Annotated in this window: 13 protein-coding genes; 7 read left to right on the top strand and 6 right to left on the bottom strand. The window is 52.2% G+C overall.

Annotated features, from left to right (window positions below):
- From Q7J88_RS12180 to Q7J88_RS12170, 3 genes are all read right to left on the bottom strand, one after another.
- Positions 1-410: cytochrome c oxidase subunit 3 (locus Q7J88_RS12180; RefSeq protein WP_303722503.1), on the bottom strand; the 410-nt coding region annotated here is incomplete at its 3' end.
- Positions 400-2,022, bottom strand: a complete 1,623-nt coding sequence (locus Q7J88_RS12175) for a cbb3-type cytochrome c oxidase subunit I (RefSeq protein ID WP_303722502.1) — start codon at positions 2,020-2,022, stop codon at positions 400-402. The genes Q7J88_RS12180 and Q7J88_RS12175, both read right to left, overlap by 11 nt.
- Positions 2,019-2,789, bottom strand: a complete 771-nt coding sequence (locus tag Q7J88_RS12170; protein WP_303722501.1) for an SCO family protein — start codon at positions 2,787-2,789, stop codon at positions 2,019-2,021. Before Q7J88_RS12170 ends, Q7J88_RS12175 begins: the two co-directional genes overlap by 4 nt.
- A gap of 174 nt (positions 2,790-2,963) precedes the next feature.
- On the opposite strand from Q7J88_RS12170, the gene Q7J88_RS12165 reads away from it, so the two are divergent.
- The 5 genes from Q7J88_RS12165 (at position 2,964) to Q7J88_RS12145 (ending at position 6,227) form a co-directional block, all read left to right on the top strand.
- Positions 2,964-3,158, top strand: a complete 195-nt coding sequence (locus Q7J88_RS12165) for a SlyX family protein (protein ID WP_303722500.1) — start codon at positions 2,964-2,966, stop codon at positions 3,156-3,158.
- A complete protein-coding gene (locus Q7J88_RS12160; RefSeq protein ID WP_303722499.1) occupies positions 3,151-3,672 on the top strand; it encodes a rhodanese-like domain-containing protein in 522 nt (173 codons plus the stop codon). Before Q7J88_RS12165 ends, Q7J88_RS12160 begins: the two co-directional genes overlap by 8 nt.
- A complete protein-coding gene (locus tag Q7J88_RS12155; RefSeq protein ID WP_303722498.1) occupies positions 3,669-4,118 on the top strand; it encodes a MauE/DoxX family redox-associated membrane protein in 450 nt (149 codons plus the stop codon). Before Q7J88_RS12160 ends, Q7J88_RS12155 begins: the two co-directional genes overlap by 4 nt.
- Complete coding sequence (locus tag Q7J88_RS12150; protein ID WP_303722497.1) at positions 4,111-5,154, top strand: KamA family radical SAM protein; 1,044 nt, start codon at positions 4,111-4,113, stop codon at positions 5,152-5,154. Before Q7J88_RS12155 ends, Q7J88_RS12150 begins: the two co-directional genes overlap by 8 nt.
- 71 nt (positions 5,155-5,225) lie before the next feature.
- On the top strand, positions 5,226-6,227 hold the full coding sequence (locus Q7J88_RS12145) for a 4Fe-4S binding protein (protein ID WP_303722496.1): 1,002 nt from the start codon (positions 5,226-5,228) through the stop codon (positions 6,225-6,227).
- A 144-nt stretch (positions 6,228-6,371) separates the two neighbouring features.
- On the opposite strand, the gene Q7J88_RS12140 is transcribed toward Q7J88_RS12145, so the two are convergent.
- Positions 6,372-6,572 (bottom strand): cold-shock protein, encoded by a 201-nt coding sequence (locus tag Q7J88_RS12140; protein ID WP_303722504.1) that lies wholly within the window; start codon positions 6,570-6,572, stop codon positions 6,372-6,374.
- A 329-nt stretch (positions 6,573-6,901) separates the two neighbouring features.
- Positions 6,902-7,948 carry a radical SAM protein gene (locus Q7J88_RS12135; protein WP_303722495.1) on the bottom strand — a complete coding sequence of 349 codons (1,047 nt, stop codon included), beginning with the start codon at positions 7,946-7,948 and terminating at the stop codon, positions 6,902-6,904.
- A 48-nt stretch (positions 7,949-7,996) separates the two neighbouring features.
- Here Q7J88_RS12135 and Q7J88_RS12130 point away from each other — a divergent pair, with 48 nt between their 5' ends.
- Entirely contained in the window at positions 7,997-8,476 is a 480-nt protein-coding gene (locus Q7J88_RS12130) for a cupin domain-containing protein (protein WP_303722494.1), read from the top strand.
- Between the two features lie 70 nt (positions 8,477-8,546).
- Entirely contained in the window at positions 8,547-9,320 is a 774-nt protein-coding gene (locus tag Q7J88_RS12125; protein ID WP_303722493.1) for a hypothetical protein, read from the top strand.
- A gap of 428 nt (positions 9,321-9,748) precedes the next feature.
- On the opposite strand, the gene Q7J88_RS12120 is transcribed toward Q7J88_RS12125, so the two are convergent.
- Entirely contained in the window at positions 9,749-10,198 is a 450-nt protein-coding gene (locus Q7J88_RS12120) for a DoxX family protein (RefSeq protein WP_303722492.1), read from the bottom strand.
- Positions 10,199-10,405 lie beyond the last annotated feature (207 nt).

The following is a 10,405-nucleotide window of genomic DNA, read 5'->3' as shown; positions in this document are numbered from 1 at the left end:
TAGTAGAGGTTGAAGAAAACCGTGATCCCCGGTCCCATTTCCGCCAGATGCTCTGAGCCGGGGTAGATCCCATGTCCGATCTCCGCTGACCACTCAAAGTATTTGTTGATCAGAAAGACCAGTGCCAGTCCGATCGTTATCCAGCTGAGGGTCAGGGCTTGTTTCTTGCGCCCCATCTGGAGGGCGCTCACCGCCAGAGCAATCGTCAGACTGCTGGTCAGCAAGACTAGGGTATTGACGGTGCCGAAGTAGATGTTCAGTTTGTGGCTTGCTTGGGCGAACTCATCAGGGTAGTTGGTCAGCGAAACTGCATAGAGGATAAACAGCCCGCTGAACAGGATCACCTCGGTATAGAGAAACAGCCACATGCCGAAGCGGGCGCCGGTATCGTCACGATGTTCAATACTCATCAGCGACCACTCCTTTGAAGTCATACGGGCCCTGGGTGACCACCGGGTCTTCTTCACCGAAATTCTCCAGTGGCGGCGGCGAAGGGATCTGCCATTCGAGGGTGGCGGCTCCCCAGGGGTTCTTTCCGACCCGCTCGCCGGCCCGGCAACCGAACCACAGGTTGACGAACATCATCAGCAGACCGGCGGCGAGAAGCCAGGAACCGAAGGTCGAGACCTGATTCAGGGTGGTGAACTCCGGGATATAGTCGTAGTAACGGCGCGGCATACCCTGGATGCCGACCGCCTGCATCGTCATATAGGTGATGTTGAAGCCGATGAAGATGAGACCCCAGGCGAGCATGGCCGGCTTGTGCTGGTACATCCGGCCGGTAAATTTGGGCAGCCAGTAGTGCAGGGCGGCAAAAAACGCAAAGCCGAGGCCGCCAAACATGGTGTAGTGGAAATGGCCGACAACGAATGTCGTGTCGTGCAGATGGATATCGCTGGCCGCGGCGCCGAGGGCCAGCCCGCCCAGTCCGCCGATGGAAAAGTTGAAGATAAAAGAGAGCGCGTACAACATTGGTGGCGCCATTTGGATCGACCCTTTGTAGAGGGTCGTGACCCAGTTGAAAACCTTGATGGCGCTCGGAATGGCGACGATGAAAGTCAGAAAGGAAAAGATCAGGATCGCCAGGTCGCTCATGCCGCTGGCGTACATGTGATGCGCCCAGACCAGCGAGCCGGCAAAGGCGATCGCCAAGGATGAGAGCGCCATCGCCCAGTAGCCGAACAACGGCTTGCGGGCAAATGTCGGAATGACCTCGGAGATGACCCCCATCCCCGGCAGGATCATGATGTAGACCGCCGGGTGTGAATAGATCCAGAATAGGTGTTGAAACAGGATCGGGTCCCCACCGCGCGCGGCATCGAACAGCCCGGCGCCGAAGGTTCGTTCGAGAATGACCAGCAACAGCGTGATGCCGAGCATCGGCGTGGCCAGCACCTGGATCCAGGCGGTCGCGTAGAGGGTCCAGACGAACAGAGGTAGTCGTCCCCATGTCATCCCCTCGGCGCGTAGCCGGTGGATGGTGGTGACGAAGTTGATGCCGGTCAGGATCGAAGAGAAGCCGAGCATGAAGGCCGCCAGCGCCGCCAGGTTGACGTTGGTCGTGGTCTGCGTGCTGAAGGGAACGTAAAAGGTCCAGCCGGTGTCGGGCGCGCCACTACCGGAGAAAATGGCGAACAGAGCCAAAACGGCTCCGGTAACGTAGCAGTACCAGGAGAGCAGGTTGACCTTCGGGAAGCTGACATCCCGGGCGCCGATGTGGATCGGAAGCACCAGGTTGCCAAACGCCGCCGGAACGCTGGGGATAATAAACATGAAGATCATGATGATACCGTGAACTGTGAAGGTCGCGTTATAGGTCTGCGGCCCCATGATCGTCGGCCCTGGCGCGATCAACTCCAGGCGGATGGCTAATCCCAGACAGGCCCCGACCACAAACATGGTGGTGATGCAGATCAGGTACATAATCCCGATCCGCTTGTGGTCGGTCGATAACAGCCAGCCGAGGATGCCCGGTCGCGGACTCTCCTGCCAGAAACCGGTGTAGCTTGTACTTTCGCTCATTGCTTCTTCTTTCTACCGCTGAGAATCAAAAACAGTAAGAATGAACCGAGGGTCAGCAGGATCACAGTGCCGCTGACCCGCAGCAGGTTAAACACGTAACGCCGCCCCTCCGGATCGTAGCTGAAGCAGAACTCCAGAGCTTTGCGAATCGGGGTGCCGATCCGCCCTTCGCTTGCTTCGTAAAGCGCCATCGTCAGATCGAGCGGCATGAAGCGCTGGCCGATCAGGTAGCGGACGATGGTGCCGTCGGAGCTGACGACAAAAGCGGCGACCGGGTGGAGGAAGTCTTCTCCCTGTTTGGCAAAGTAATAGCCTGCAGTATTAGTCAGGCGGAGAATGTTCTCCTGTTTGCCGGTCAGAAAGTGCCAGGCATTCTCTGGGAAGGGAGCCTGAATCGCAGTCAGATAGGTCTTTTTACTGTGCTTCGCCAGTTCGACCGTCTCCTCCGGGTCGAAACTGAGGGTGATCACCTGGAAATCCTGCCCCGCTTTCAGCTTGACCTCCGGCAGCACCTGCGCGAGTCCTCCGAGGACAAAATTGCAGACGTTGCGGCAGTCGTAGTAGACCGGGACGATCAGTGTCGGTTTGTCGATCAGCTGACCGAGCTGTACCTGTTGACCCTTGCTGTCGGTGAAACTGAGCTCCAACGGCAGCTTTTCCCCCAGTTGTTCAATCAGTTCGACTCTGGGTGTCTGCGCCTTTTCGAGGGCTCCGCTGTAGCCGGGTTGGCAGAGAAGCAGTAGTGGAATGAGCAGTAGCATGCGCATGAGCGGGTCCTTCGGAGAAGGTATAAAAATCATGGGAGACAGAACAGAATTCGCTGGCAAGTTTACCGAACCCATCCGCTTTTGTAAATCGTGGCGGGGAAATTGAAAAGGGTGTTGGCAAGGAAATGTCCACAAGGTATAAATTGAGCTGAATTTTTGTAAAGGAGCCTGAAGATGCTCAAAGAGCTGCAAGAACGGGTCACTGAACTGGAGATTCGCTTCAGCCATCAAAATCAAATGATCGATGAACTGAACGAGGTGGTAACCGACTGTAACCTGCGGATCGATCGGTTGCAGAAGGAAAATAGACTATTGCAGGAGATGGTGAAGAGCCTCTCTCCCGAATTGGAGGAGTCTCCCGATGAGTGATTTGTCGCTCAGCCCGACCCTGAAACGGATTTTGCTCGAAGCCTGCATTTTGGTGACAGTGGCCTTTGCCGTCGGTCTGAGTATCAACTACCAGATGGTGTTGAACGCTTTTTCCGGCAAAACGGTGTCGGCGGCTCCGGTTCAAAAAACGACGCAAACCAAGGTTGTCGAGGAGCTGTTGCCGAACCCGGTTGAGATCGGTGAGATCGATGAAATGGTGGCGGAAGGTGCGATGCTGATCGATGCCAGAAATATTGCCGATTACAAAGCCGGACACATAAAAGGAGCCATTTCATTGCCGATCGGCGAAGCGGAAACCAAGCTCGAAAGCTTTCGGCAGCAGGTCCCGAAAGAGCAGACGCTGATTCTGTATTGCAATGGTTTCGGTTGCCACGACTCTTTCGATCTGGGGGTCTTCCTCCTTAAAGTCGGTTATCAGGATGTGCTGGTTTACGAAGGCGGTTTCCCGGAGTGGCGCGATCAGGGGCGGGCGATCGAGGAGGGGCTGCAATGAGCAAACCGACAACCGTCCTCTATCATCTCAGCCGGCTGATTCTAGCCGTGGTTTTTATCTATGCCGGGTATATCAAAGCGGCCGATCCGGTCGCTTTTGCCGGCCAGGTAGCCAATTATCAGATCCTGCCCTATGCCTGGAATTTCCTGGTTGCGGCGACTTTGCCGTATCTCGAACTTTTCAGTGGCGTCTTGTTGCTCCTGAATCAGCGGGTGCGGCCGGCAGTGCTTGTGTTGTTCGTTCTCAACCTGATTTTTATGGTGCTGCTCAGCTACGCAGCGGCGAAAGGGCTCGATATCGATTGTGGCTGTTTCAAGCCGGATGCGGAAAGCAAGACCAGTCCGATGCAGGCGTTCTGGCGGGATGCCGGCCTGTTGTTGCTGATGATCTCGACCTGGATGCTGCGTAATCGACAGGCTCCGCCGGAAGAGGGTCTTGATGGTTGAAAACTGGCAACAGGTCCTGAAGGAAAGCATCACCAGTCCGCAACAACTTGCCGAAATTTTTCCCATTGATTGCCGGTCGCTCGAGGCGGTTGTCGAGCGTTACCCGATGCGGATTTCTCCCTACTATCTGCGCTTGATAGAGCAGGTTGGCGATCCGATCTGGCAGCAGTGCGTACCCGACTCGCGCGAATTGGACGAATCCGGGCTGATCGATCCCCTTGGCGAAGAGAACCTGTCGCCGGTCCCGGCGGTGATCCATCGTTATCCCGATCGGGTGATTTTTCTCGTTTCCGGCAGTTGCGCGACCTATTGCCGCTTCTGCACCCGCAAACGCAAGGTCGGGTGCCAGGGGTTATCGCTTAGCTTTCGCGAATTACGCGAAGGGATCGATTATATCGCCGCCACGCCGCAGGTCCGGGATGTCATCTTCTCCGGAGGCGACCCGTTGCTGCTGCCAGATTCGGTGTTGGGCGATCTGCTGGTGCGGGTAGCGGTCATTCCGCATGTCGAAATGATTCGCATCGGCTCACGGGTGCCGGTGACCCTGCCGGAGCGGATTACCGACAAGCTCTGTAGTTTGTTGAAGCGGTTTAGCCCCATCTATCTCAACACCCAATTCAATCATCCCCGCGAGTTAACGATTGAGGCGGCCGAGGCATGCGGGAAACTGGCTGATGCTGGGATCGTGCTTGGCAACCAGACAGTGTTGCTCAAGGGAATCAACGATAAGCCGGCGATCATTGCCGAACTGTTCCGCGGCTTGTTGCGGCTGCGGGTGCGCCCCTACTACCTGCATCAGATGGATCTGGTGCGAGGGGGAGAACATTTCAGAACTTCGATCGAGGCCGGTTTACAGATCATGAAAAATCTGAGAGGTCCGGTTTCTGGCCTGGCAAACCCCTATTATGTGATTGATCTACCAGGGGGCAAGGGAAAAGTTCCGCTGGTGCCGAACGATATTATCAGAGAAGGTAACCGGTTATTGATTCGTACCACCACGGGTGAGCAGGTCGAATATCTGGATATTGGCGAGTAAATTGAGCAGGGTTTGACCTGCATCAAGGTATTTCCCACCCGCCAAAATAGAATGAGCGGATGAGGTTAGAGATGAAACAGAAACGTATTATGACAAAAGTGACCCACTGGCGTTTGCTGATCCAGTGGTTTTTTCTCGCTTGGTGCATCTTCCTTGGGGTGCAGTTCGCGTTGTTTGTTCGCCACTTCGAAGCAATGGGGCAGGTCGCCTACTATCCCCGCCCGCCGGGGGTGGAGGGTTTCCTGCCGATCGGCGCATTGGTCGGTCTGAAGGCTTTGATAACCAGCGGCTATTTTGATCCGGTTCATCCTGCTGCTTTGGTTCTGTTTTTGACCTTCCTGGCGATGGCACTGCTGGCGCGCAAATCGTTCTGTTCCTGGCTCTGTCCGGTCGGAACCCTGTCGGAAGGGTTGTGGAAACTGGGGCGCAAAGTTTTCGGCCGGAATTTCCGTATCTGGCACGGGCTCGATCTGTTGCTGCGGGTTGCCAAGTACGCGCTTCTGCTGTTCTTCGTCAAGCTGGTGCTGCTCGACATGCCGGCGACCGCGCTGCAAGGTTTTCTAAAAGCACCATATTGGGCGATCGCCGATGTCAGGATGCTGCGTTTCTTTACCAACATGTCGTTGACCAGTCTGGCAATCATCCTGGCACTTTCGGTCCTATCCGTTGTTTACCAGAACTTCTGGTGCCGCTACCTCTGTCCCTACGGCGCGCTACATGGTCTGTTCAGCTTTTTCAGTCCTCTGAGGGTCGTCAGGGAGCAGAAGACGTGTACCGGCTGCGGGGCTTGCAGCAGTGCTTGCCCAGCCCGCATTGATGTGCAAAAAAAGACTTTTGTCTGCAGTGTGGAATGCACCGGCTGCTTGACCTGCGTCAGCAGTTGTCCGGAGCCGGAAACATTGAATATCGGCTTTTGGAAGAGGCCGTTGCCAAATTGGGGCTTTGCGCTGCTGGTGATTGGGCTGTTTTCCGGTGGGGTGCTGCTCGGTATGCTCAGCGGGCATTGGGAGACCAGCCTGCAGTATTCAGATTACCAACGGTTCGTCCCGTTAGCTGAAAGGCTGGGTTTTTAGAACCGTAAAACTCTAAGTACAAGCTGTCTACAATGTCCATAAATAAGTCTCCTAGGTGTAAACTTATTTCAGGACGAGACACTGACAAAAAAAGGGCCCCGTGAAAGATCGCGGGGCCCTTTTGCATGAATATGCAAAACCTACTTAAATTTTGCGTACATTTGTTGATTGAGGGCCTTTTTGTCCTTGGGTGACCTCAAAGCTTACGCGGTCGCCTTCACCGAGAGATTTGAAACCATCACCCTCGATTGCAGAAAAATGAACGAACACATCAGGTCCATTATCCTGCTCGATAAAGCCAAAACCCTTAGAATCATTGAACCACTTGACTGTACCTTCTGCCATTTTCTTTTCTCCGTGTTCCACTTGGAACCTGCTTGTTGCGCAAATTTTGATCGACCTATAACGAAAAAAACACATGACCAAGTGGGCCTGTGTTTTTAAATCAAACCGACACCTTGTCGATTTGGAATGCGATAAAATTTACACAAACTTTCTTAAGTTTTGCAAAGGTAACACAGTTGTTTTGGGAAAAGCAAGTGCTACGTACTTATATAAAAATAAGAAATAAACAGAGCTAGCATAAAGGTAGCCAAATTCAGACAGCCATGAAGTGCTGTGTGGTTCAAATTTACATCGTTTCGCCTGAGTCCTACAGCCGTTTAGCTTAGACTTCATCGGCACCACATTGTACCATTACTGTGCCGAAATGGCAGATTGCTACTAATCCCTTGCGCTACTGAAGTTATTTTCTGAAAGAGTTCTTTGAACTGTTGATAATCCCGATGCCCATTCAGATGTACGGCCCGCTGGAAAAACTCCTCTTTTGTGAATGTTCCCCAGTTGACCAGTTGGCTTAGATAGATATGAGCTGAAAAGCGGTGTGCCAACTCGATCAGTTGGGGAATCTCTCGCCAATTATTTTCTTGTACCACCATGCTCAGGGTCAGTCGGATGTCCTTGGTGCTGAGAAATTTCAGGTTCTTTAATAGCTGGTCAAAACTGCCGCCCGGCCTATTAATCTGATAGGTTTGCGCCGATGCTGCATCGAGGGAGATTTCTACCTCCCTGACCAGTGGTTGTAGCTCGGGCATGCGCTGCCACATTTGTTCGTTCAACAGCTGACCATTAGTGTGCAGGCGGATTTGCTCAAGGAGTGGATACTCGTTGCGGTTCAGTCTGTGCAGCAGTTTCAGGTAGGTTGGGCTACCGAAAGGGTCACCGAAGCCACTCAGGGTAACGCTGGTGGCATGGGGGAGCAGCTCCGCTTCAATAATTGCTGCGATTTGTTCAACCTGAGCCAAATCGTCACCTTTTGCCGTCTGGATCTCTTTGCGGCAGCTGGGACAGGACAGGTTACAGCTATGGTCAAAGCAGAGGTTCAGCTGCCGAGGAAGGTAAGGAGCCCGGCCAGTAAAACCATTCAGAGTGCATCGCAGTTTGTCATCGGTTAGCAGAGCGCCGCGGCGGACTGGGGTAATTTTATTGACCAAATGTGGGCAGCGTTTTGCGCTGCAGTTGTGGAAGCTGCCGTTGAGGACGCTTTTCCGGATTTCCCGCGCGACCTGGCCGTTCCAGATCTCTTCTATCGCTTGCTGCAGCAGATTGCCGACCGGTCGCCTCAGCCAGCTCGGGCAGCAGAGAAAAGTGCTGCCGTCGGGGTGAACTTCAAACCATTCGAAAGGGCGGGTGCAGATCGGTTGCTGTTCTGTTATCTTCAACAAAGTCTCCTAGCATGACCAGACAATCAAGAACAGGGAGGTTTTACCATGCATCCCCGCGCACAACAACTGATTGAGCAATTACAGCTACAACCTCACCCGGAAGGCGGCTATTTCAGAGAAGTTTATCGTTCGCCATTGCAGGTGCATTCTGCTGCGGTTGAGGGGACACGCTCGGCCGTGACCGATATCTATTTTCTATTGCCGGCGGGGCAGATCAGCCGTTGGCACCGGGTGTTGCATGACGAGCTGTGGAATTTCTACGAAGGGGCGCCAATGAAACTTCACCAGCTCAGTCCCGATCTGTCAAGTTGTCACTGTAGCCGACTCGATCCGCAGGCCCTCTCCTTCAAGCAACTGGTACCTGGAGGGTTCTGGCAGGCAGCGGAAAGCTGCGGAGATTATTCGCTCGTTGGTTGTTGCGTTGCCCCCGGATTCGAGTTTGCTGATTTCCTGATGCTCAAAGAATTGCCGGAAGCGGTGGCTAAGGTTTATGCCTATTATCCTGAAGTCGGGCAGCTGATTTGACCTTCTCATATTTGCCCTTATACTAAAAAGAGAACTGTTTTGGTCTCTTTTAACGGTGAGAGAGGGCGATATGAAAAGACAGCTTTTGGGAAGGTTCTTTTTTCTGCAGGTAATTTTATTCGGACTGACGATTTCTGCCGGGCATGCGGAACAGGAGGTTTCTCTCCCTGAAGGTTATCTTGCGGCCAAAGAGATGGAAAGACTGGTCTATAACACTACGGCCGAAGTCGATTTTCGAGGTTCACAAGGGAAGGGACTGATATATTTCAGTCCGAATGGTGAACTCAAACAGATCAAAAACGATATCCTCTACAAAGGTTTTTGGAAAGTTAGAAAAAATGATCGTTTGTGTATCAAGCTTGGAAATGAAGGTTGGGATTGTCGGGTCCTGGTTCCAAAAGGGGAAAAGTATCGACAATATGTGGTGAAAAAGAGCGGTAACCATCGCCATGAGTTGACCTATGAAAAGTTTCATCAGGGCAGGCAGCTTGAGACCTTGCAGAAAGCTCCTCTGCTGCCGCCGGGAACCTTGGGGAAAAAACAATTAGAAGAATTGTTTTCTGGGAAAACGGTTGAATCGGTCACGGCCGCAAAGGGTCGGGTGAGCAGATCTTATTTCGCAGCGGATGGAACGGTGGAGCAGGTTCGTGACGGAGTAGAGCGCTATGGGAAATGGCGAGTCGCGGATAACGGCAGGATCTGCCTGCAGATGGAAAATCTGAAGGAAAAATGTCGCATTATCGTGAAAGAGGGCGAGCAATACAAAAAATATATCGTCAAGAAAAACGGCCGGCATCAGCACAGTATTTCATATCGCAAGTTTTCTCCCGGTAATCAGTTGTAGTTAGGCAGGTTGGGATTGACAATCGTGGTCCGAGAGATATCTCTCGGACCACGATTTTTATTAGCGGATTGTTTGCCTCAAAAATAATTTTTGTCTTGAGTATATAAATTGTTCACATTTATCTCTTAATCGAGGGGGAAATATCCCTCGATCAGTTTTGAACTGACAGTGCCGAGCATCATGATGAAGCTGAAAAACAGTAGATTGAACTGCAGGCGTCTATAGGGAGACGTTAACTGCATGACAAACACTCCACTTCATCGAGGTCCAAAAAGACGACAACCTAGCCAAAACGAAGAATGCATCTAAATCACAAATCCGCAAAGGATCCCCAACTCAATTCTCTCTCCTCATGGGAGAAGGGGGTAAGCTCCCCCCCTTCTTTTTTGTGATATTGGTCTGAATGAAAACGGTCAACCCCTAAATACCTAGCTTTTTCTGCGTGTTAAGTACAAATCAACGGAAGCTTTTCCTCCTCCGGTGATCATTAATGCAACAGCCAGAGCAATCGCCAATAGATGAAACTCAAACCCCTCGCCTGCTTGTTTCCCAGTCCAGTTCATAAAAAAACCATTTTCCAAATGAACCGTAAAAATTGCCCCTGTCATCACACAGGCAATACCGAATGCTGTAAATCGGGTTAGAAAACCAACAATCAGACCAAGGGAACCAAGTGATTCGGCAGCAATGATGAGCACAGCAAGGAATAGAGGGAGGCCCATCGTCTGGGTGAAAAAGTTAAGAGTTCCTTCTAAGCCATACCCCCCGAACCAGCCAAGAACCTTTTGCGCACCATGGGGGATAAATACAATGCCCAACATGACGCGCATTACCAGCGGGGCAAATTCATCCTGCGTGGAAAACAGTTTTCTTAACATGGTACTTCTCCTTTCTTCATTATCTGAAATGTTTGAGCATTTTCTTCTATTTTAGACAATATATCTGTCAGTAGAAAGTAAGCGACCCGCCCCTTGTAAACGTGGATTATGTGGTGAATGGAAATCCATCACACAGAGCCATAACCAAGGAGGCAGGTCATGAAGAAGAATATCACATTTGTCGGACTTGACGTTCATAAAGCGACC

Origin of the sequence: Malonomonas rubra, assembly GCF_003247215.1 — a bacterium.
Lineage (GTDB): Bacteria > Desulfobacterota > Desulfuromonadia > Desulfuromonadales > Geopsychrobacteraceae > Malonomonas > Malonomonas rubra_A.
This window is presented reverse-complemented; position numbering and strand designations above follow the sequence as displayed.